This is a genomic window from Methanothermobacter defluvii, from assembly GCF_003385755.1.
GTDB lineage: Archaea > Methanobacteriota > Methanobacteria > Methanobacteriales > Methanothermobacteraceae > Methanothermobacter > Methanothermobacter thermautotrophicus.
The window spans coordinates 344,864-365,439 of record NZ_QREL01000001.1 but is presented as its reverse complement, the minus strand read 5'-3'; the positions used below and the strand labels follow the sequence as shown (position 1 = coordinate 365,439).

At 50.8% G+C, this 20,576-nt stretch carries 22 protein-coding genes and 1 pseudogene; 3 read left to right on the top strand and 20 right to left on the bottom strand.

What is annotated here, in order from left to right; genetic code table 11:
- Positions 1 to 9 precede the first annotated feature (9 nt).
- The 6 genes from ahaH to C7452_RS01995 all read right to left on the bottom strand — a co-directional run bounded on the left by ahaH (position 10) and on the right by C7452_RS01995 (position 5,933).
- The gene (gene ahaH / locus C7452_RS02020; protein WP_115892075.1) at positions 10 to 324 is read right to left on the bottom strand and encodes an ATP synthase archaeal subunit H; all 315 of its coding nucleotides are present in this window, start codon (positions 322 to 324) and stop codon (positions 10 to 12) included.
- Between the two features lie 213 nt (positions 325 to 537).
- Positions 538 to 1,380 carry a citryl-CoA lyase gene (locus C7452_RS02015; RefSeq protein WP_115892074.1) on the bottom strand — a complete coding sequence of 281 codons (843 nt, stop codon included), beginning with the start codon at positions 1,378 to 1,380 and terminating at the stop codon, positions 538 to 540.
- Between the two features lie 9 nt (positions 1,381 to 1,389).
- Positions 1,390 to 2,232, bottom strand: a complete 843-nt coding sequence (locus C7452_RS02010; RefSeq protein ID WP_115892073.1) for a fumarate hydratase — start codon at positions 2,230 to 2,232, stop codon at positions 1,390 to 1,392.
- A 1-nt stretch (position 2,233) separates the two neighbouring features.
- Positions 2,234 to 3,133 (bottom strand): peptidase, encoded by a 900-nt coding sequence (locus C7452_RS02005; RefSeq protein WP_115892072.1) that lies wholly within the window; start codon positions 3,131 to 3,133, stop codon positions 2,234 to 2,236.
- Between the two features lie 119 nt (positions 3,134 to 3,252).
- The gene (locus C7452_RS02000) at positions 3,253 to 4,560 is read right to left on the bottom strand and encodes an MmgE/PrpD family protein (protein ID WP_245942768.1); all 1,308 of its coding nucleotides are present in this window, start codon (positions 4,558 to 4,560) and stop codon (positions 3,253 to 3,255) included.
- Between the two features lie 38 nt (positions 4,561 to 4,598).
- Positions 4,599 to 5,933, bottom strand: coding sequence for a tRNA(Ile)(2)-agmatinylcytidine synthase (locus tag C7452_RS01995; RefSeq protein WP_115892070.1), 1,335 nt, complete (start codon positions 5,931 to 5,933; stop codon positions 4,599 to 4,601).
- A gap of 21 nt (positions 5,934 to 5,954) precedes the next feature.
- Here C7452_RS01995 and C7452_RS01990 point away from each other — a divergent pair, with 21 nt between their 5' ends.
- Complete coding sequence (locus tag C7452_RS01990; protein WP_115892069.1) at positions 5,955 to 6,890, top strand: transcriptional regulator; 936 nt, start codon at positions 5,955 to 5,957, stop codon at positions 6,888 to 6,890.
- A gap of 153 nt (positions 6,891 to 7,043) precedes the next feature.
- Here C7452_RS01990 and C7452_RS01985 read toward each other — a convergent pair whose 3' ends face one another.
- Both C7452_RS01985 and C7452_RS01980 read right to left on the bottom strand, forming a co-directional pair.
- Positions 7,044 to 7,508, bottom strand: coding sequence for a hypothetical protein (locus tag C7452_RS01985; RefSeq protein WP_115892068.1), 465 nt, complete (start codon positions 7,506 to 7,508; stop codon positions 7,044 to 7,046).
- A gap of 156 nt (positions 7,509 to 7,664) precedes the next feature.
- Positions 7,665 to 8,405: a hypothetical protein gene (locus C7452_RS01980; protein ID WP_115892067.1), complete on the bottom strand. Its 741-nt coding sequence runs from the start codon at positions 8,403 to 8,405 to the stop codon at positions 7,665 to 7,667.
- A 174-nt stretch (positions 8,406 to 8,579) separates the two neighbouring features.
- Between C7452_RS01980 and serA the strand changes: the two genes are divergently transcribed.
- Positions 8,580 to 10,148, top strand: coding sequence for a phosphoglycerate dehydrogenase (gene serA / locus C7452_RS01975; protein WP_115892505.1), 1,569 nt, complete (start codon positions 8,580 to 8,582; stop codon positions 10,146 to 10,148).
- 163 nt (positions 10,149 to 10,311) lie between these two features.
- On the opposite strand, the gene C7452_RS01970 is transcribed toward serA, so the two are convergent.
- The 4 genes from C7452_RS01970 to C7452_RS01955 all read right to left on the bottom strand — a co-directional run bounded on the left by C7452_RS01970 (position 10,312) and on the right by C7452_RS01955 (position 12,670).
- A complete protein-coding gene (locus C7452_RS01970) occupies positions 10,312 to 10,719 on the bottom strand; it encodes a Mov34/MPN/PAD-1 family protein (protein WP_238337873.1) in 408 nt (135 codons plus the stop codon).
- Positions 10,720 to 10,796: 77 nt separating this feature from the next.
- Positions 10,797 to 11,540, bottom strand: coding sequence for a tRNA(His) guanylyltransferase Thg1 family protein (locus C7452_RS01965; RefSeq protein ID WP_238337874.1), 744 nt, complete (start codon positions 11,538 to 11,540; stop codon positions 10,797 to 10,799).
- Positions 11,541 to 11,554: 14 nt separating this feature from the next.
- Positions 11,555 to 12,319 carry an aspartate dehydrogenase gene (locus C7452_RS01960; protein ID WP_115892066.1) on the bottom strand — a complete coding sequence of 255 codons (765 nt, stop codon included), beginning with the start codon at positions 12,317 to 12,319 and terminating at the stop codon, positions 11,555 to 11,557.
- A 21-nt stretch (positions 12,320 to 12,340) separates the two neighbouring features.
- Positions 12,341 to 12,670 (bottom strand): PRC-barrel domain-containing protein, encoded by a 330-nt coding sequence (locus C7452_RS01955; RefSeq protein ID WP_115892065.1) that lies wholly within the window; start codon positions 12,668 to 12,670, stop codon positions 12,341 to 12,343.
- Between the two features lie 294 nt (positions 12,671 to 12,964).
- On the opposite strand from C7452_RS01955, the gene C7452_RS01950 reads away from it, so the two are divergent.
- A complete protein-coding gene (locus C7452_RS01950) occupies positions 12,965 to 13,687 on the top strand; it encodes a tRNA-binding protein (RefSeq protein WP_115892064.1) in 723 nt (240 codons plus the stop codon).
- Here the strand turns inward: C7452_RS01950 and C7452_RS01945 are convergent.
- The 8 genes and pseudogenes from C7452_RS01945 to C7452_RS01915 all read right to left on the bottom strand — a co-directional run bounded on the left by C7452_RS01945 (position 13,684) and on the right by C7452_RS01915 (position 20,564).
- A complete protein-coding gene (locus C7452_RS01945; protein ID WP_281270424.1) occupies positions 13,684 to 14,259 on the bottom strand; it encodes a radical SAM protein in 576 nt (191 codons plus the stop codon). The two genes, C7452_RS01950 and C7452_RS01945, sit on opposite strands and share 4 nt — an antisense overlap.
- Before the next feature lie 29 nt (positions 14,260 to 14,288).
- Positions 14,289 to 14,414 (bottom strand): annotated as a pseudogene (locus C7452_RS09225) (radical SAM protein); the annotation flags it as partial.
- Positions 14,415 to 14,660: 246 nt separating this feature from the next.
- A complete protein-coding gene (locus C7452_RS01940) occupies positions 14,661 to 15,821 on the bottom strand; it encodes a chitobiase/beta-hexosaminidase C-terminal domain-containing protein (protein ID WP_115892063.1) in 1,161 nt (386 codons plus the stop codon).
- Between the two features lie 475 nt (positions 15,822 to 16,296).
- The gene (locus C7452_RS01935) at positions 16,297 to 17,709 is read right to left on the bottom strand and encodes a lactaldehyde dehydrogenase (RefSeq protein WP_115892062.1); all 1,413 of its coding nucleotides are present in this window, start codon (positions 17,707 to 17,709) and stop codon (positions 16,297 to 16,299) included.
- A gap of 36 nt (positions 17,710 to 17,745) precedes the next feature.
- Complete coding sequence (locus tag C7452_RS01930) at positions 17,746 to 17,937, bottom strand: class III signal peptide-containing protein (protein WP_115892061.1); 192 nt, start codon at positions 17,935 to 17,937, stop codon at positions 17,746 to 17,748.
- 12 nt (positions 17,938 to 17,949) lie between these two features.
- The gene (locus tag C7452_RS01925) at positions 17,950 to 18,891 is read right to left on the bottom strand and encodes a type II secretion system F family protein (protein ID WP_115892060.1); all 942 of its coding nucleotides are present in this window, start codon (positions 18,889 to 18,891) and stop codon (positions 17,950 to 17,952) included.
- Positions 18,892 to 19,066: 175 nt separating this feature from the next.
- Positions 19,067 to 20,053 carry an aminopeptidase P family protein gene (locus C7452_RS01920; RefSeq protein WP_115892059.1) on the bottom strand — a complete coding sequence of 329 codons (987 nt, stop codon included), beginning with the start codon at positions 20,051 to 20,053 and terminating at the stop codon, positions 19,067 to 19,069.
- Between the two features lie 25 nt (positions 20,054 to 20,078).
- Positions 20,079 to 20,564 (bottom strand): HIT family protein, encoded by a 486-nt coding sequence (locus tag C7452_RS01915; protein ID WP_245942767.1) that lies wholly within the window; start codon positions 20,562 to 20,564, stop codon positions 20,079 to 20,081.
- Between the last annotated feature and the right edge of the window lie 12 nt (positions 20,565 to 20,576).

Below are 20,576 nucleotides of genomic sequence, written 5' to 3'. Positions count from 1 at the left end.
TCACTCACACTACAAGATACTTTTCACAATAATACTGGCAGCCTCCGGGACCTTCCCCATTGCCGCTGATTTCATTGTCTCCACTTCACGCTTTGCCTTCCCTGAGATTTCAATGGCTTCCTTCCTGGCCCTTTCCTCTGCCTCCAGTATTATCTCATCGCCCTTCTCACTGGCCTCTCGCTCTGCCTTCTCAAGGAGCTCCGCTGATCTGTTCCTGGCGTCTTCGAGTAACTGGGATGATTTTTCTCTGGCCTCCTGTATCAACCTGTCAGCATCATTCTCAGCCTTCTTTATGGTAGTGATAGCTTCAGATATCGTTGTCATATGAATCACCCTATTAATGCAAAGGTCTATTTCGTGGTATATTTATCTTTTACTATTTTATTCAAAAGTCACCTAATCCTATTCAGTTAACCAAGCCTTTTAAATCCCTCCTGCTATTAATTGAGTCATTCTATGAAATTTAACCGGAATTGAAGTTCTTATATGAACCTCCAGTACCTATTAGCAATCCATATGGGCTTAATGGGATGAAACCTACTCGGGCATGGGCTCCAGGTCGGCTCCAGCCGAAAGGTCTCTCTCCTCTTCGCCGTCGTAGTGTATTTCTTCGATTTCGAAGAATTTTCTGAAGGCTGGTTCCCTGACCTTTTCCTCGTATACGTGGGATATGAGTCCGGGTAGGCGTCCTATCATGAAGAGTCCTGCGCCTGTCCTCCAGTCGAAGCCCATATCTGAGAGTATGCCGGCGTTGGCCCCATCAACGTTCATGCGGACGCCCTTGCGTTCCAGGAGTATCTCCTGGACCTCCATGGCAAGGGCTGTGTGTGGCCCCACACAGTCGTAATCCTCTGCAAGTTCCAGTAACCGGACAGCCCGGGGGTCCGCGTTATGGTACCGGTGCCCGAACCCCGGAACCCTCCTGTTGGCCTGGAGGTGATCATCAACCAGCCTCACCGCAGCATCAGGGATCTCATCCTCAGAATCACAGGATGAAACCGTCTCCTGGAAAAGCTTCATGGAACGCTCAATGGCACCAGCATGATTCTTACCAAAGGCCAGAAGACCCCCCGCAATACAGGCATGAACCGGGGAACCAGCCGAAGCAATCATACGGGCAGCCTGAGTACTCGGAGGGGTGACACCATGATCACAGAAGGACACCAGGACAGCCTCAAGCATACGGGCAACATTCTGAGGGGGCAGCTCACCCCTTATCAAAAGATAAACCATCTCAGAAAAGGAAACACCACCAATCAGATCCTCCTGAGAATAACCCCTCGTAACAATACGGTTGGGCTCAACACGCGTAATGGAGGTCCTCCACCTTGGGGAACCCACCCTGAATACATTCTCAAGTGATTCCTTTCCTATAGCCATTCATTCACCTCAGAGATCTATTGTTGCCCTCCTGGGCTCCACACAGCATGCCAGCCTCATTGAGACTATCCTCACACCGCTGGCCCTCTGGGGCCCCACATTAACCATGGCCCCCATGGCTGTAGTGGATCCCCCAAGACCAAGGGGCCCTGTCCCGGTACTGTTAAGGGATTGTGTGATATGCTCCTCAATCCCGGACTGTTCGTCAAGACTTCGTGTTGCCATGGCCCTGAGCATAAGGCCAGTGGCCTCAAAATGAGTTCTCCCGACACCTATAACCGGTATGCATGGTGTGCATCCCAGCATCGGGACCTCTGTTTTCATCCATGTTATAACTTCCTCAAATACTTTTCTATAACTGTGTCTGTGGAATATCCTCCTTGTCCTCGCCCTTATCTCGGGGCCTCCTCCCAGCATGAGTACATGGATCTTAACCCCGTCACCGGGTGTTGAATCCACCAGGAAGGGTGCTGGTGGGAGTTTCGCTGGATCACTATACAGTCCCCTGCTCTGCTCTATCCTCTCCACCTCATCACCCCTTACAGCCATTGGGCGTCCCGGGAGTTCCCTGAGGCCCTCCTCAACACCCCTCTTCAGGTGGTTGAAGAAGCCTGCGGGTAGACTGGCGTCCTCCCCCACCTCCACTATCAGGTGGGGTATCCCTGTATCATCACAGAGGGGTCTTCCCTCTCTCCCTGCTATGCGGGCGTTTTCAATTAGAAGTTCAAGTACCCATGCAGATCTCTCATCCTCCTCCACCTCAAGGGCCCTCTCATAGGCCCTGAGGACGTCGGGGGAGTAGGTGGTTGATGCCTGGATGATGGCATCCCTGACCCTCGCAGCGAGATCCAAGCTATCCTCCCCCCACCGGTATGGAGAGGTCACCGCCCTCAGATAGTACTGCCTCAGGGTAGTAGCGCTCTATCATGTCCCTCACAAGGACAACCTGCCTTATCCTCTCACGGGCCTGGGCCTCGGTGGTTTCCCAGCCATGGTGCCCTGCCACGGAGCCCCCCGTCTTGAGGTAGACAGGTGCTGCGTACCTTATGATATCCGGAACCTCGTAGTGCCTTATGAATCCCCCTGAGGACTTCGGGTTCTCTGTGTGAACATCAATTGAAATGTCAATGGCCTCCCTGAGTGATGCCAGCATCGGTATCTGGAGGTCCCTCACCGGATTCAGGGAGTCCGCACCGATATCCTGGAGCAGCCTTGCTGAGGCAGGATTTCCGTGGCCGCAGTGGGCTGAGACCTTAAGGTGGAGGTCGGCTGGAAGTTCACCGTCGGCCCGCATCCTTCCAAGAACCCAGAGGAGCCCCTCGTCATAGACCACTATACCCCTGACGCCGAGTTCAGCTGCCCTCTTAACGTCCTCCACTGCGTAGACAAGGTTATCGTATCCCCTGAGCCTGTAGCCTATCCTTGCACCCTCGGGGGTCCTTGCGGAGGCACTGGTATCATAGGTCGCCCTTGGCCCTACGCTCAGGAAGAGTTCGATTCCTGTCTCCCTGGCCATCCCTGCCATCTCCTCGATCTCGGTGTCAGTGAGGAGCATTATGCCCCGGGTCTGTGTGACCCTGTGGACCCTTACATCCTGCTGCTCCATTGCATCTATGAGGGCTGCCATGGCGCCGGGCCTCTGTATGCCCGGGACCTCGAATCTGTACTGGCCTCCATCACTGAACCTCTTCTCTGATTCGCCCCTGGGGGCCCCTATTCCAATCCTATCAAGGTATTTGCGGGTTTCTTCCAATTTTTCACCTCCAGTTTAACTTTGCCCGTGTGGGATTTCCATGTCATCCGGATCATTTGCCTGACAGTTCCAGGATCACAGACCATGTTCTAGCATCACTTAAGGATCCCAGAGCCTGATCAACCACCCAACAACTCAAGCATCACCTCAGTAACAGGTTCCTGATCAGCCTCTCCTATAACCTCAAGCCTTTCTGTATCATATCCAGGGTTCAGTTCCCTGAACTTCTCAACAATATCATCCCAGGTGTAGGGTTCCTCTGGTTCACCCCTGGGGAGCTCCCTGTAAGCTGTGAGGACATCACCGTTTCTGAGCCTTACAGTCACCCTTGAGGGCCTCATGTTCCGGAGTTCCTCCAGAGCAGGGTCAACCTCAATCCTTATCCTGGAGGCCATCTCCCTGCATACTTCACCTTCAAGGTCTTCAACCCTCAGCTCTCCCGACTCAAGCACTATTGCCAACGACACCGGGAGGCTCTGCCGCACCGCCTCCACAGTAGCCGGGGAGTAGCTGTCATGCTCCGCTGCGATCCTGTAGGTTGAGACAGTTACCTCCTCTATCTCCGATGCACTGAAATCGTTCTCCATGATTATCTCAGCTGCAGCATCCAGGGTGGAGTGCAGGTGCCTGCAGACAGGGTACCTCTTGAGGTAAACGTCCCTTATGTGGAAAGCCCCTATTTCTGGCGTTTCATTTATGTTTTGACCCTCCGGACGGCACATTGCACGCAGGAACCCCTCATCTCCCTCGATAACCGACTCTGCGCCTGTGAAGCCATGGGAGGCTAGCCTGGCAGATATCAGTCCGGACTGGGCTGCCCTTCCAGGGTGAAGGTGCTTTGCCATGGTCCCTGCATGGTCCGATTCCAGGAGTCCTGCTGCCTGGGTGGCTGCGATCCCCAGGGCATTGACGACGGCATCCACATCAGAGCATATGATACTTGAGGCCGCTGCTGCAGCTCCAAATGTTCCGCAGGTCCCCGTTGTATGGAATCCAAGTTCCCTGTGCCCTGGATTTGCGAGGATGCCCATGAAGATGGCGACCTCGTATCCTGCCACCATGGCTGTTATGAGGTCCCTGAAGGTCGCCCCGCTGGTCTCTGCAGCTGCAAGGGCCGCAGGGATCACACATGATCCCGGGTGCATCTGGGCCCCACGGTGTCCATCATCAAGGTCAAGGTTATGGGCGAATATGCCGTTGAGGAGGGCCGCCCTTTCAGCGTCACCCCTCCCATGACCTATGATGGTGGCCCCGCCTGAGCCTTTACCCATGGCCCTCAGTGCCATCAGCCCACTCCTCTCAGAGGAGCCCCTCATTGCAACCCCCAGGAAGTCTAGGAAGCATATCCTGGCCATTTCAATGGCATCGCCGGGAATGTCACTGTATGAGAGTGATGATACAAACTCTGCAAGTTTTCTGGTCATCATTGATCCTACTATCTTGCCTTTAAATATAACAGTGATTGTTATAAATCTTCCCATTTTTTATTAAAGTGGGCTGATTGCCGGGTGCTGCTGCTCTCAGTGGCTTCGAAGGGCGGGGAGCTGATCCCCATCCTCACCAGCTGCTTTGAGAGGTGCCTTCTTGCACAGGTTGGCACCTCATAGTATCCCCCAGTAAGTGGCCTCTCAATGGCTCTCCTGACCTTCTCTGAGCTTCTGAGCCTCCTTCCACATGAGGGGCACTTGAATCCCTTGTTCCTCCCGGCAGACTTCATGCGTTTACCGCAGGTGCAGATGGGATTTTCCTCAACGTAAAGATCTGCAAGGCTTTCTATATGGATCTTCTCGATGTTAAGGGTCCCCTGTGCTCCAATGCCCCCGTAGACCGTGACTACATCTCCGGGTATGAGTTCAAGGATGATCTTCCTGAAGTCCTTTGTGGGCTCGTAGGCTCCACATTCAATCTGGCCGGATTCATCACCAAGGGTGAAGAACACATGACCTCCCTCGATCACCCTCGGACCGTCGACCACCTCCCCCCTCACCCTGTAGCATCCGAAGGTCTCCATGTCCGCGATCCTCACTGCATCCTGTATGTGCTGGTCGGTGTGCTGGTTGGTCTCAAAGATGCAGTGCCTTTCAATCTCCTCGTCAACACAGACCATCTCCATAGCCCTCAGTAGGACCTCGGGGGACTCTCCCCTTATACCGTAGAGTATGGGGCAGGGTGTGTGGGGTTCTATTGCAATGTAGTCTCCATCGATGTTATCAAAGGTTTCAGTCCCTGTTGCCTCATCCATCCTTGCAACCGACTCAGGGTCGATACGTCTGGGTTTACCATAGTTCTCAGGGACCCTGTAGGTCAGAAGCTCATAGGTGGAGTCATCCAGGGGGCACCCAATGGCTGCAAGGGCCCCTATGATACCCCTCCCCTTCTTGAAGCCGTGCACCTCTGCACCGACCTTCTCTGCGAGCCTCCGGGCGTCCTCTATCCTGAGTATCAGCCTTATGGCTGACAGGGCAAATTCCCTCATCTCATCTGTGATCTCGCCTGTGTGGAATACAACACCCGGGTTGGTCCTCTCACTATCAAGCTCGGCAAGTTCCGCCACCACTTGAAGGACGATGCCCTTTATGGTGTTAATATCCTCAGGGGATTCTGCAAGCACAGTGAAGGTGACTGCACCGTTGCCACGGGTCTTGTGGGGTGCGAAGGGGTTGAGCCTTATCAGCCGGGGATATCCCTCAGGAGAGAAACCGCAACTTTTAAGTTCCTGGATTATGACACATGATATATAGGTTGTGCACATCCCTTCAGGGGAATCTGTATCATCTATACCAACATGAAGCCTGTACATTACATTCACCTGGTGATATGATTGGATGGATCAGTTAAAAGGGAGCATGTATTACGTGAGATACATGAACTTCTTGCCAGCAACGGATTTGAGACATCACACATATATGAGCGGAGCTGCTTCGACCTCATGGCAAGAAGGAAACTATTACTTCTATTGCTTAAGGTCCTTGTAAACATTGATGGTATAAATAGTTTGCAGGCCCATGAGATAAGAACCCTTGCACATACCTTCCTTGCCTCACCAATTATTATAGGAGTGAGGTCAAAGACAGAGCCCCTTGAGGAGGATGTTGTCTATGAAAGGCACGGCATCCCTGCAGTGGCCCCCGAGACCTTCAGGAACATGGTGGTTGATGGTGAGTACCCTGAGATAATCGCTGACCGGGGAGGCTACTATGTTCATATAGACGGTAAAACCCTCAGGGAGGTCCGTGAGGAGTACAACCTCTCACTCAAGGACCTGGCTGACCTCGCCCATGTCTCCAGGAAGACCATCTACAAGTATGAGAATGGACTTGCAAGGGCATCACCCGAGACAGCCATGATCCTGGAGGAGATACTTAACATCAGGATAACCCTCTCCATTGACATATTCGGTGTACCCGAGAGGGATGAAATTGAGATAAAACCATCAGGTAGACTTGCTGATATTGGCTTTGGCATGATAGAAACCCACAAAACCCCCTTTGATGCTGTGGCAAAGGAGATCAGGTTTGATAATACTGTGATAACCAACCTTGAGAAGCAGAGGGATTCAAGGACCCTGCGGAGGATGGCTGTCCCCCTCAAGGATCTTTCCCTTGTAAGTGGCTCTGAGTCAGTGTTCATAATCGATAATCCCAGGATAAGTGAAAACATTGAGGGAATCCCCGTCATCAAGAGCTGGGAAATCGGTGAAATGGAGAGCAGCAAGGAGTTCCTCAAGGTCATAGCCGAGAGAAAAACCTGCAGTTAGTCTAGAACCTGAGTCGAGCTCTGCATGTGGGTGACATCTCTCCTGCCCGGGCATGCTGTGGAAGACCTGTTTAATCAAATATCATGAGCTTTCAATAGAATACCGCCTTTTTCAATATCTCGCAACAGGCAACCAAAAAAGGGATTGGAAGGGTCAGTAATAGTCCCAGACAGTAACCTCCCAGTCCTCAATCTCATAGGCGTATACAGATATGCAGTAGTATCCCGGGCCCCCTGAAACCTCGATCATTCTCTTCTTCCTTTTCGGTGACTCTTTTGGACCCCAATCAGCGGTGCCCGATGCCAGGATCTGGCCGTCCCTGAGGACATCCACTGTCACCGTGTTCACATCATAATTGATTATTGGTGCAGCCGAAATCACCACCTTGAACTTGTTTCCCCTGATATCAACGCACCTGTAATCAGATCCAGACCCGGTGAAGCTCATAACCCTGTGCCATGATGGGCCCTGAGGGCTTCCGGTCACCCCCTCGTCACCCTCAATGGTGACATCATAGTGGTCCACAGTGGACCTTTTGAGGAAAACACCGGAGAGGAATCCCAGAGATCCTATGAGAACAAAACATGCCACGATAAGTACCTTTGTTGTATTATCCAAGATTTACACCTCCCGAGATCATATGGATAAAAATTCTGTGATAACAGCGACCTGAAAGCTGTGGACGGATTAACTCAGCTCCCGAAACCTGACCTCTTACTGCAGACACACACCTGCTTCATCACCTCCAGTGCAGCTCTAACTCCAGAGAATCCATTACCTCCCGAAGAGTTCGCTAAAGGTCTCCCTTGCCTCGGATACAGATGCAACACCCACTGCGACCATATCCACATATTCAAGGCCCCCTATGAATTCAAAGGCCTCCGCTGGTGGGATTATACCCGCTGCAAGGACCTTCTCAGCGACCACTGTTTTCCCGAGTTCATTGAGGAGCCCTCCGAGTTCCTTCCGCTCATCATCAAGGAAGACAGGAAAATCTGTCATGTAGCCAAGTCTGTTGACGGGGATCATGTAGAGTTCGAAGTTATCAACACCCTCATCAATCAGCCTCACCGTTGTCTCCCGTGGCATGGTCGTTGCAAGGCCCCTTAGCATCCCCTCAACCTCATCCAGAATCTCAGCAACCTCAGAGGCTTCAAGAAGATCTGTGTAGTGTTCATCAAGAAGCACTGCAGCGGACCCAAGGTCTGAGAGGGTCTGGAGGTCCTCCTCAAGGTGTTCATGCCTCAGAGTACCCATGATGGTGAGTTCACAGCCGGCATCCCTGGCCATCTCAAGGGCCTCAAGGACCTGCTTCTCGGGTATGACCTGGAAACCCCTCACACCCATCTCATATGATTCAAGAATCACCTCAGCAATGGCCTCTGGCCTGTTTTTGAGGTCCATCTCATAGAGCCTTGACCTGTGCCCAAAGTAGGTTGCTGCTGTGAAGGGTGCGCTTCCAAGGAATGCTTCAGGCAGTTCCACGCCATTGACTGTGACCGATCCGCTGAACATGATAATTCATCCTCCTCCGATGGGATACTGGAGGGGGCACCCGGATGGGATGCAGATTGAACTCCCCTGTAACAGCCGATCCCACCAATAATTATAATATACACTACATCTATAGATTCCTTTATCATTCTATAAAATCTTCATTGTGATAAGTGTGGTGAAATTATGTCCAAGATGAAAGTGCTTATTGCTGATTCCATCAATGAGAAGGGAATATCTGAACTCGAAGAGGTGGCGGAGGTTGTGGTCAACACCACCATAACCCCTGAGGAGCTCCTTGATTCCATAAAGGACTTTGATGCCATCGTTGTAAGGAGCAGAACGAAGGTTACGCGGGAGGTCATAGAGGCGGCTCCCCGCCTCAAGATAATAGCGAGGGCCGGTGTGGGGGTTGACAACGTTGATGTTAAGGCTGCCACCGAACGCGGTATAATGGTGATAAACGCCCCTGAGTCCACATCAATAACGGTTGCAGAGCACTCAATCGGTCTCATGCTGGCACTCGCAAGGAAGATTTCGATTGCGGACAGATCCGTGAAGGAGGGTAAATGGGAGAAGAACCGGTTCATGGGTATCGAGCTCAACGGTAAGACCCTGGGTATAATCGGTATGGGCCGTATAGGCTCACAGGTCGTTGTGAGGACAAAGGCCTTCGGCATGGACATACTGGTCTATGACCCCTACATAAGCAGGGAGGCCGCCGAGGAGATGGGTGTGACCGTCACAGACCTTGAAACCCTCCTGAGGGAATCAGACATAGTGACCATACACGTCCCCCTCACCCCTGAGACAAGGCACCTCATCTCAGATGATGAATTCAAATTGATGAAGGACACAGCCTTCATAGTGAACTGTGCCCGTGGCGGTATAATCGATGAGGACGCCCTCTACAGGGCCCTTAAGGATGGTGAGATAGCCGGCGCAGCCCTTGACGTCTTTGAGGAGGAGCCTCCTGAGGGCAGCCCGCTCCTTGAACTTGAAAATGTGGTCCTGACACCACACATAGGAGCCTCCACCTCTGAGGCCCAGAGGGACGCCGCCATCATAGTTGCAAATGAGATAAAAACGGTTTTCCAGGGTGGTGCACCGAGGAACGTCCTCAACATGCCGGTGATGGACTCAGAGACATACAAGTCCCTCAAACCATACATTGAACTGGCAGAGAAGATGGGGGCCATCATTGCACAGGCACTCCCGGGTAACATAGAGAAACTTGATGTCACATACTGCGGTGAACTGGCAGAGATGCAGTTCGACATCCTTACAAGGACCATGCTCCAGGCCATACTCAACCCCATCCTCACAGAACCAGTTAACCTCATAAATGCGCCCTCAATTGCAAAGAAGAGGGGAGTCATGGTGACGGAGGCCAGGAGGTCCGAGTCAGATGGTTACAGGTCCATCATAATGGCCAGGGCCGTCTCTGACAGGGGCGAGTTCAGTGTTGAGGCTACTCACATCAAGGAACCCACCATCATAGGTATAAACGGTTACAGGGTTGATGTGAAGCCCGAGGGCACCATGATAATAGCACGCTACAGGGACCTCCCGGGTACAATCGGTGCCATAGGCACCAAGCTCGGTGAGCACGGCATCAACATTGCAACAATGCAGGTGGGTAGAAGGGAAATCGGCGGCGAAGCCGTCATGGTCCTCAAGGTGGATCAGAGCGTGCCATCTGATGTCATAGAGGAGATCAAGAAACTGGAAAACGTTGATGACGCGGTATCAATAGAGCTTTAATTACCCTACAGCTGATGGTGCATCATTCAACATATAATTTATTTTATAATTCTGAAATCCATGGAAAGGGTCCGGAATCACCTGCATTTGATGAATGCCCATGAATCAATGAAAAATACTTTTTACTGGCCGAATCCATTTTTTTAACTGCTCATTTTCAGGTTCAGTCAGCAACCTCAAAGGCAACCGGGACTCCGCTCCTGGTGTAGGCGGCCACAGTCTCCCTCCTGTAGGGGTAGGCTATTATCATATGGAATATGCCATTTGATGAGAAGAACCTTATATCGGCGGGTGATGGTGCGTTTGATGGTCCCGGGTGTGAATGCACGGAGCCAGCAGCCCCTGTGAATGGTGGCAGCATGAGGACGTCCATAACAGCGCCCTCATCAGATGTCTTGGATGGAAGGAAGATTAGACCTGTTACGTGGAGGGTGTCGCCCTCCCTATGGCCCTCGAGGAGGGCTGCGAACTCCCTTGGATGTGAATTCCTGGCAATTTCAAGGGCACCCTCCATAACTCCTGAATCCACGATGACCCGTCTTACCGGTTTGAAACCAAAGAGTGAAGCCATTATTTTATCAGTTAAACCCATCCCAATCAATCGACCCTGATAAGTTTTTTTCTGTAACAACCCCAAAAAAAATCCAATCAACCAGTCCTGATAAGTTCCCTGAAGAATTCTCCTGTGAAGAGGGGTAGGTCCATGTCAACAATGGTCCTCATCCGGGACGCTGTGACCCTCTCATCACGGAGGGGGTTGTATCCCTCAACCTCAACAGGCCTCCTGTAGACACCTATACCCCTCCTCTGCCATGATGGAACCCTCGAGATATTTATACCTCTCTCAAAGAGCAGGTCATGGATGCCCTCAGATTTAAGGCCCTCAAGGGTTCTGACAGCCTCTTCCTTTCCCATCTCAGCCCTCAGGGTCCAGTAGGCGTATCCGTTGAGGCAGTTCCTCCATGCCTCGCTCTGCCTTGACCTGAAGTACTCCTGAACTGCACCACCTGCAAGGGGTATGGTCCTGCAGTCAAAGGAAACCGCCTGGTCCAGTTTGAATCCGAGGCTCAGTGCTTCAAGGGTGAATGAGGATGATGCGAGGGCTGCGAATACAGAGTCAAGCTTCTCCACCCTCCCTGAAAAGGGGACCTCTGAGAGGAGGATGTTTATCTCATCTGAGAATGTGTATATGAATGCCGGGCTGAACTCCTCCATGATGTCCATGGAAGTGGCCGCCATGATGTCCCGGAAGTTTTCATCGTAGGGGCGGGTGAATCCAAGCTTCTCTGTGAGGCCATGGAATCCTCGGCCGTCAAGTCTGAGCACAACCTCTGCTGATGGCGGAACCCTGAGACTGGAATAGGTTTCATGTGAACGCACATCAAAGACCATGAAAGACTCCCCTCCTATGTCCCCACATGCATGTTCTCACTGAGGGACTTGAGGAGCCTTATGGCAGAGTATGCTGCCATCACGCTTGTCTTCGGATTCACGGAGCACCTGACATTCTCGGTTATTGTCTTGAATTCTCCGAAGTCCCCCCTGACGGTCACCTCATGGACGTTGCGGTCAACTGCCGGGTCAGCGATGATCTCAACCTCTATATCCCTGTCACATGCAAGGCTAAGGGCGGCTGCCACGTTTATGTTGAGGGGGAACCTTTTAACTGCCTCCGAGGCCCTCCCCCTGTAGAGGACCTTCTTTTCATCCATACTTATCCCGAGGGACCTTGGGGGCTTCCTTGTGACAAGTTTAACAGATTCTATAGTTCCCACGGAGGCTGCCTTTAAACCATCAAGGCCTACGATTGCCCCTGAGGGTACATGGATGGTTGCATTGTTGCGTGATGCCGTCTCCTCCAGCATCTTCCTGAGTTCAGGGTCCATGAGGGCGCCGACGCTCATCACCACAACGTCCCTTCCTGCCTCCAGGACCACCGGGACCAGTTCCCTCACCGCCTCCGGTGAAGCGGCCTCAACCACAAGGTCAACCTCGGGTAGCATGTCCCTCACATCAAGGACCGCTGTTCCATCAACCATTGAGGCAAGGTTCTCAGCCCTCTCAAGGTCCCTGTCATAGAAAAAGCCCAATTCCACAGGTACCCTGCCATCCCTCACGAATCCCGTTATAAGGTTGGCTATGGCACCGCAACCAAGTATACCTACAATCATCCATATCCCGGAAAAAATGAATTATGATTCAAGGGGGCTTGCAGCCTTCTGGACAGAAACATCAGGTGATATTATGAGTATATCCCCAACTGCCTGGACCCTGTCATAGTTTATATCTATTATACCCTCCTCCTGGATGGGCCTTATCTCATCGGATTCAGGCACTATCCTTATACTGGTTTTCAGGACATCCTTGATTCCAACGTTCTTCTTATCATGCCTCATGGGACGAACCTTGAGTGTTGAGACACGTCCCTTCTTTATGTTCAGGACGACATCCTGAACCCTTCCAACATACTTGCCCCTTGAGGTGTATATTTCAAGTCCATAGAGATTGGATAATTCAACCATTTTTCCACCACCAGACAGTTAAAGAGGGATTCACCCTGAATTAACCCGTAAACTCTTAATTTATATTTCTGTTCATAGCTTAAATACTTATAGGAAGATTAATAATCAGCTGACAGGATAGTCCGCGAAAATATTAAGGACCTGTTTATGGGAAAATAATAATCATCTAAGAGGACTGTCCATGAAAATGATTAAAAACATGTTTACAGGAAGACAACCCATCCAATAAGGACCGTCCATGAAAATGATTAAGGACCGGTCAATAAGGTTTTCTTATCATGAAAGGTGAACTGTATGTGGGATACCAGCAAGGATTACAGACTCATGGTTGCACTGAAATCGGTTGAACTCTTCAGGAGAACCCTTGAAACAGGTAGCTTCAGGGGGCAGTGGAAGAAGAAACTGGCTCTCACCACAGCCGGTGAAATCGAAAGGACGCTGCAGGGCATCCTCTACTCCTACCTTGAACCCGGGGAACTTGCAGGGTCCCCTGAAATAGAGGGGGTCATGGAAAAACTTGACGTCATCGTGGAGGCCCTTGGTGGTGAGGACTGGGCCATGAAGTTCGCCTCTGAGGCCGGAAAGGATGACCGGGAAAAGGTTGAGGAGAACATTGCAAGGGTCAGGTTCTTCCTGAACACCATCGGCAACCTGAAGAAGAGGCTCATGCTTGGAAAGATAGCCGACCCTGTGATTGGAGTTGATATCCTTGCAGGTGAGGTTATGAGTGTTGGGGGGCATCCCGGGGCGGATAAGCTGCAGGTCTGCAATGTAAACATTGGGGGAAGGGCCCTTAAGGTCGTTACAAATGACCCTGACGTCCGTGAGGGTGACCGGGTGGCCGTTGCCCTCCTGCCCCCTGAGAACTTCATGGGGATAACAAGTGAGGGCATGTTCCTGGGGGTTGAAGGCGTCCTCAGGGACGTTAAGGGGGAACCCGGAGAGATGCCCAGGGGCATGCCCCTCGAGGCCCTCAACGAGGCAAGGAACCTTGTGGAGGAGTTCCTGAAATCCTAACTATCCCTCCAGGGCTCCCTGACCATCGCCCTGCAGACTGTGTGCCTGCAGCTTCCACAGTCCCCTGGGAGGTCACAGCCCTTCCCCCTGAGTATGGATTCAAGGTCGGCCTTAAGGAGGGGATAGTGGCCTGAGTAGTCAACCCTTTTCAGTCCCGCAGCCCTGCATTCCTCAACGAGTCTCTCCATGAGCCTTCTTTCAGGGCCCCTGTGGTAGTAGAGCATGAAGTTTGGTCTGAATCCTATGAGGCGGTAGGGGATCTCAGGGTTTATCTCTGCAAGGAAACCTGCTATTTCAGGTATCTCATGGTGGTTTATGCCCGGTATCACAACCGTCCTGAAGATCCTGATCCTTTCAGGGAACTTCCCTGCAAGGTACCCTGCATTCCTGAGCACCGGTTCTGATGGTGCGCCGGTAAGGTTCCTGTGGAGTTCATCTGACAGTGCCTTTATCTCAAAGCTGAAGAGTGATGTGAAATCAAGGAGCCTCCTGAGTGTTCCGGGTGTGCAGAATCCATTTGTGGCGAGGATGAACTCCGCGTCGGTCCTCTTTCTCTGGATGTGTCTGACCATCTCCTCGATGTATGGGTGTGTATGGATGGCTCACCCCCGGTGAAGCTCACCCCTGAAAGGTTCCTGTATTCAAGCTGCTCAATGGCCTCCCCTGCAAGTTTTTCAGGGCTAACGTGGCCACGGTAAATCCATCCTGATTCAGGGTACTGTGATATCCTGTAGGCGTTACAGTATGCGCATCTGAAGGGGCATGAAAGGAGGGTTACTGAGAAGGTCCCTAGACCATCGCTTATGCTTGTGTAGGCTATCTCTGTCTCTGAGGCCCCGCAGACTCCCTTTCACCTGCGGGTCTGTTCGCGCCGCACCTCCACCCACAGAGTCTGCAGCTCTTAAATTCATCCATAAAAAGTAGTGTGCAGATGATGGTTAATACATTTTCCTGAAAAAGTAAAAAAATGGGGTTAGGTCATCTGCCAGTAGGTGCTGGTCCTTTTAACGTACCTGTAGGTCCAGTAGTATCTCCACTTGTATCTCCATTTACCCCTGTACTTGTACCACTTCTTGTACCACTTCTTGACCTTCACCTTAACGTAGTAGGTGAGTGTCGCTGGCTTCAGGACTGTGTACTTTGCTGATGAGACGGCTGATGATGTACTGTTAGCAACTGCTATGAATTTGAGTGTTGCTGATCTGCTCAGGACGATGGGTGCCGTGTATTTATTGCTTGAAACGGTTGGTGTGGATCCATCGGTAGTGTAGTATATTGTTGAGCCTTCAGGTCCTGTGAGGGTAACGGTTACATTGTTGAGGTAGGTTCCTGATGCAGGGCTTGCAGAGGGTGCTGCTGGAATTGATGTGACGCTTACCGGTGTTAAGTCATCGACGGTGACGTTGTAGAGACCTGCAGGGAGTTCGTATGTGAATATCACTTCCCTTGTCTCACCGGTTGCGAGGTTAACAAGAGTTGTTGTGTTCTTCACTTCACCGTTAATTTTGAGTTCGGCTGTGTAGTCATCTGCAACGCCTGTATTGGTGACGTTGACTCTCACCATTACTGTGAGGGGTGCGCTGCCACTGACCGGTTCAACTTTGAGGTCTGAGAGTGAGAAGTGTGGCTGAAGGTCCACAGTTAGTTCCTCTGAAGCAAGGACTTTCACAACCTCAGGCTTATTATCTACCATCCTGATGGCTGTTGAATTTGCCCTTATCTTGAAGACCTTGCCCCTAGCATTTTCAACTACAAAGAGCCATGTGTATTTCTGACCGTCCTCATTGTGGAGCTTTGCCTGTCCCTGCGGTACAGGTGCACCTTCAAATGAGCTGAGCCATACCGGTTTTACATCTGCCGGTACTGTGTAGTTTGCGTATGATCCATTAAGAACACCTGTGTAGTACCATTTGATGTTTGCACCTGTAATGTTGTCACCCTCGAGGATTTCAAGCTTTGCATCAACTGCTACTGTAGGATCAACGTCCTGAAGGTCATCACTGTAGTTAACGTTAACGATTATCTGTTCTGGGTCAGACGGGTTCTGCTGCATCGTCAGGTTAACGGCGTTATCTGGTAGGGGCGGTACTCCATTGCCATCTCCTACCGCCGATGCACTGGAGATTCCTGCCATGAAAGCAAGTAAAACCAGCGCTGAAAGCAAAAATCTCTTGTTCAATATTTCACCTCCATATTATTTTTTAGATTGATATACTTTATATAAAAATTTTTTGAAATCATTAAAATCATAAAATTTAAATCTAATAGTTTATTTATTATGAAGTTATATATGGACAACAATGTTAAGTATATCTAAAAATCAATTTTAGCTCCCTTAGTTTAGAAATAGCATACTATAAATTCTTAAATCTATTTAGAATGTTCTTATGAATCAAATTAATTCAAATTCGAAGTGCCATTTTTTTTATTAAAAAATAAGTAAATAGGATTTTTTTATTAAAAGCTTTGGATGGCTCAGGGCCGTTCATCCAGGTATTGCGGATTCATGATGGCATGAACACTGTTATATCCCATATTAATCCTTAGGATCTGATATGAATTCATTCAATATATTTCAGAATTAAAATGAGGGATCACAGTGGATTGAATCAGTTTCCATTGAGCACTATCAGCTTTGTGCGTGTCATGTCCCTTATTGCGTACTTCACACCCTCCTTACCCATCCCACTGCACTTGAATCCGCCGAAGGGCATGTGGTCAACCCGGAAGGTGGGCTGCTTGTTTACAAGAACTGTGCCGGCCTCAATTTCAGTGGCCATCCTCAGGGCTGTCCTTATGTTCTCTGTGAAGACACCTGCCTGGAGGGCATAGCAGGTCCCGTTGGCAATTTCTATGGCCTCATCAGCATCTGCAAACCTTATTATCGGGGATACCGGGCCAAAGGTTTCCCTTTCAACAACCTCCATCCCTGGCAGCACACGGTCCAGCACGGTGGGTTCAACAAAGTTACCCCTCCTTGAACCGCCACAGAGGAGCTCGGCTCCATCCTCAACCGCAGCCAGGATAACCCTCTCAACCTCCCTGGCAGCACCCTCATTTATCAGGGGGCCCACATCGGTTCCCATATCCATGGGGTCTCCAGCCCTCAACCCCTTCGTTCTATCCACGAGCTTATCTGCGAACTCGTCGGCCACGTCCTCATGGACTATCATCCGCTTAACAGCTATGCAGACCTGTCCAGAGTAGAGGTAGGAGCCCCTCGCAGCGGCCTCCACTGCAGAGTCAACATCAGCGTCATCCATAACAATTAGGGGGTCATTGCCTCCCAGTTCAAGTGTAACCCTCTTCATGGAGGCCCTTCCAGATATGTACCTCCCAACCTCAACACTTCCAGTGAAGCTTATCTTATCAATGAGGGGGCTGTCGATGATAACATCCCCCACCTCTGAGCCCCTCCCTGTTACAGCGTTAACAGCGCCAGCCGGGAAGTGCTGGCTGAGGATCCATGCAAGCTTCAGTGCAGATAGGGGGGCCTCAAGGGATGGCTTCAGGATCGTGGTGTTGCCTGCTGCAAGGGCCGGTCCAACCTTGTGTATTGCAAGGTTGAGGGGATAGTTGAAGGGGGTTATCGCAGCCACAACCCCCAGGGGTATCCTGAGAGTGAAGCCCAGGAGGCCCCCTCCACCTATACCCGCATCCATGGGTATGGATTCACCGTAGAGCCTTCCTGCCTCCTCTGCACACAACCGGGCAGTTTCAACTGACCTCTTAACCTCGTCACGTGAGAACCTTATGGGTTTACCTGACTCAAGGGTTATCAGCCTTGCAAACCCATCCATCTCTGCCTTCAGTTCATCCGCAACGTCATAGAGTTTCTCAGATATCTTCCTGGCCGATAGGTCAGCCATTGCATCCCTGGCCCGGTGGGCCGCCATGATGGCCCTCTCAACATCATTTCGACCCGCAAGTGGAACTGTATCCACCTCATCCCCATTGAAGGGGTTCCTGACTGTGAAGATTCTATCTCCTCCAGCCCCTTCACCATCAATAATCATCTCCATACTGAAAAACACCCCACCAGAAATGATGAGAGCATCCTAGAACTTGCTCTTAAGTCCCTTTATCGAGTTTGTAACATTCTGGACATCAGAGTTCATGGCTGTTTCAGATCCCCTGACATAGTTACGGTACCATACAACCGCCACTGTTACGATGACTATTATACCCCCGAATACAAGTATGAGTTCAGCGGATCCCTGACCTGATTCATCGGCAATTACTTCAAACAAAGCCTTAACCTCCTATGGTGCCATGCTACTTACAAGTGTCATTCCGAAACTTCCTATCACATAGAATATTGCATATGCCATTATGGAAAGCGGAACAGCGAATTTAACACCCTTCCTTGCACTCCCATACATTATGATGCCTATCAGGAGCCCTGCTATTATGGAGTGTATTATTATGTAGCCTGAAGCAGCGATCTTTGCAGCCCCCAGTATGGGGTTTGGTTTCCCGACTGACTCCATGAAACCTGAGTAGACCATTATCATCCCCAGGGCGAAGGGCGCTGCGATTATGGCTGCTACGATAAGGAACATGACTGACATCATGACGTTGGCCTTCCTCTCCCTCTTAAGTGCGAGTACCGCCCTCAGGTCCTCTGCAACAGTCTCAATAACATCTGATAGACTTCCACCAGCCCTTCTGCCCTCAAGTATCATTCTGAAGGTCCTGTCAAGGTTTTTTGACTTCAGGCGCTCGCTCATTGAGAGTATGGCCTCATCGAATGTTCTACCAATCTTTATCTCAATAACAGCCCTCTTAAGTTCATCATAGAGGGGTCCCTCTCCCTGTTTGGACACATCCTCAAGGGCTGATTCAAGTCCCACACCTGCCCTCAGGAGGGAGGCTATCTGCCTCAGGAAGTCCGGTGTTGACTGTTCTATGGCATCAACGCGCCTCTCCATCATGATAAAAATGTATGCACCCAGCATTATTGATGGGAGAGAGAATCCTATTAAAACTGCGAGGATAATGTTTAAACCGATAAGAGCTGCGACAACAGATGCGAGAACCGCGAAGAGGGCCCCTCCAAGGAATGCCAGGGTTACTATCTCTGATGCCTTTACATAGAGGCCTGTCCTTATCAGGGTCTCCTGCAGCCTCAGGAGCAGCCTATCAGGTATTATGTTCTCAAGGGCATCGCTCAAGGGTTTCAGTGCACTTGGTAGTACTGCCATCTCAACACCACATTCCAGAAGATCATCCAGGTAATTATGTTACTAACTATCTGGCGCCTATTATTTATAATTACTTACCAGATCAGGTAGCCATCAGAGTTAATAAGCATCTACATATCAACTTTAAATTACTTACCAGATCAGGTAGCCATCAGAGTTAATAAGCATCTACATATCAATCCAGGACATCAGGCAGGCGGTTCATAACACCCCCACCAACCACCACCATATCCTCAACCCGCACCCCGAACTCGCCAGGGATGTATATGCCTGGTTCCACCGTCAGGACCATCCCCCTCCTGAGGATCGTCTCATCACCGGCTGCCAGGGATGGTTTCTCATGGACATCCAGCCCCACCCCATGACCTGTCGAGTGTATGAAGTTCTCACCGTACCCATATTCCTCTATAACGCCCCTTACAGCACTATCAACATCACATGCCCTTGCACCCGGCTTAAGGGCCCTCACCCCTGCCCGTTTAGCTTCAAGGACCATTTCAAGTACTTCATGTTCCCTTTCACCCTCAACGATTGTCCTTGTGGTGTCAGAGTGGTAGCCTTCCCTTACAGCCCCCCAGTCGATGAGTACCGGTGATCCGGTTGTCTCTGCTGCTGGCACCGCATGGGGGATGCTTGACCTCACCGAGGATGCCACTATGGTGTCAAAGGAGACCCCCTCAGAACCAGCTACACGCATACTGTAATCCAGTCTGGCAGCTATTTCAATTTCACTCCCCACAAGTTCAAGGCTTCTGAATGAGTCCTCTGCTATCCTGAGGGCCTCCTCCATTTTTTTAAGTTCCTCCCGGTCTTTGACCATCCGGAGATCTGATACCGGATCCATGACCCTGAAGTCCCCTCCTATTCCAAGCCTCTCAAGGATGCCCACAGGGGTTGCTGGCTCAACAAGTACTCCTTTGAGGTCAAGGGATTCACCCACATCCGACAGCCTCCTGAAGGTCCTCACATCAACAGAGGATTTCGCCAATGCTGATTCTCTATCCATTTCACTCACAAGGAGTGCAGGTTCATCCTGAAGGATCAGGAATGCTGTGGCTGTTGGCATGAATCCAGAGAGGTAGTATATATTCTCCCTTGCAGTTATAAGGGCCCTTTCACCCTCCTCATGAACATTCTCAAGAGCATATTCGATCCTGTTCAACCTATCACCCTTTCATGCATTCTACCTAATCAATCCATGAGGACAGATGCTTACCTATCATCTCCCTCATTATGCCTTCAAGTTCATCCATCACCGGCCCCGGGACCTTAACCTCAATGGGGAGGGGTATGTGACCAAACTCCCTGTCAATGAAGGTTTCACCTGCAAAACTGACACTTCTGCGGTACCTTGGATGGAAGTGCCAGTGCACCTCGGGGTCTGGATCCTCTGATCTGAAGGCAGAGTTCTTAAAGCAGCTCCAGTTGAAGAGGTCCGGATTGAAAAGTTCCCTCAGGGCAGACTCAAGGCCCCTCAGAACCCCGGCAAAATCGGCCCACTCCTCACCTGAGAGCTCCGAAAGGTCCCTGCACTTCCTCCTGAGGGCCACTACGCATGCTCCAAGGTACCGCTGACTGGGTGCAAGGTATATTATCCAGTGCCGTGTTCTGGCAAGCTCACGCCCATAGTAACCATCCAGGCCACAGTATTCACAGGAAGCCAAAGGAAACACCACGCATCATTA

What these genes read in the sequence shown, in the direction of transcription:
- C7452_RS01960 (WP_115892066.1), bottom strand. Translation starts at nt 12,319, where the DNA reads ATGATTGTAGGTATACTTGGTTGCGGTGCCATAGCCAACCTTATAACG.
- ahaH (WP_115892075.1), bottom strand. Translation starts at nt 324, where the DNA reads ATGACAACGATATCTGAAGCTATCACTACCATAAAGAAGGCTGAGAAT.
- C7452_RS01945 (WP_281270424.1), bottom strand. Translation starts at nt 14,259, where the DNA reads ATGGTCAGACACATCCAGAGAAAGAGGACCGACGCGGAGTTCATCCTC.
- C7452_RS01950 (WP_115892064.1), top strand. Translation starts at nt 12,965, where the DNA reads ATGTGGGATACCAGCAAGGATTACAGACTCATGGTTGCACTGAAATCG.
- serA (WP_115892505.1), top strand. Translation starts at nt 8,580, where the DNA reads ATGAAAGTGCTTATTGCTGATTCCATCAATGAGAAGGGAATATCTGAA.
- C7452_RS02000 (WP_245942768.1), bottom strand. Translation starts at nt 4,560, where the DNA reads ATGATGACCAGAAAACTTGCAGAGTTTGTATCATCACTCTCATACAGT.
- C7452_RS01980 (WP_115892067.1), bottom strand. Translation starts at nt 8,405, where the DNA reads ATGTTCAGCGGATCGGTCACAGTCAATGGCGTGGAACTGCCTGAAGCA.
- C7452_RS01965 (WP_238337874.1), bottom strand. Translation starts at nt 11,540, where the DNA reads ATGGTCTTTGATGTGCGTTCACATGAAACCTATTCCAGTCTCAGGGTT.
- C7452_RS02015 (WP_115892074.1), bottom strand. Translation starts at nt 1,380, where the DNA reads ATGGCTATAGGAAAGGAATCACTTGAGAATGTATTCAGGGTGGGTTCC.
- C7452_RS01970 (WP_238337873.1), bottom strand. Translation starts at nt 10,719, where the DNA reads ATGGCTTCACTCTTTGGTTTCAAACCGGTAAGACGGGTCATCGTGGAT.
- C7452_RS01955 (WP_115892065.1), bottom strand. Translation starts at nt 12,670, where the DNA reads ATGGTTGAATTATCCAATCTCTATGGACTTGAAATATACACCTCAAGG.
- C7452_RS01935 (WP_115892062.1), bottom strand. Translation starts at nt 17,709, where the DNA reads ATGGAGATGATTATTGATGGTGAAGGGGCTGGAGGAGATAGAATCTTC.
- C7452_RS01940 (WP_115892063.1), bottom strand. Translation starts at nt 15,821, where the DNA reads ATGGCAGGAATCTCCAGTGCATCGGCGGTAGGAGATGGCAATGGAGTA.
- C7452_RS01995 (WP_115892070.1), bottom strand. Translation starts at nt 5,933, where the DNA reads ATGTACAGGCTTCATGTTGGTATAGATGATACAGATTCCCCTGAAGGG.
- C7452_RS01925 (WP_115892060.1), bottom strand. Translation starts at nt 18,891, where the DNA reads ATGGCAGTACTACCAAGTGCACTGAAACCCTTGAGCGATGCCCTTGAG.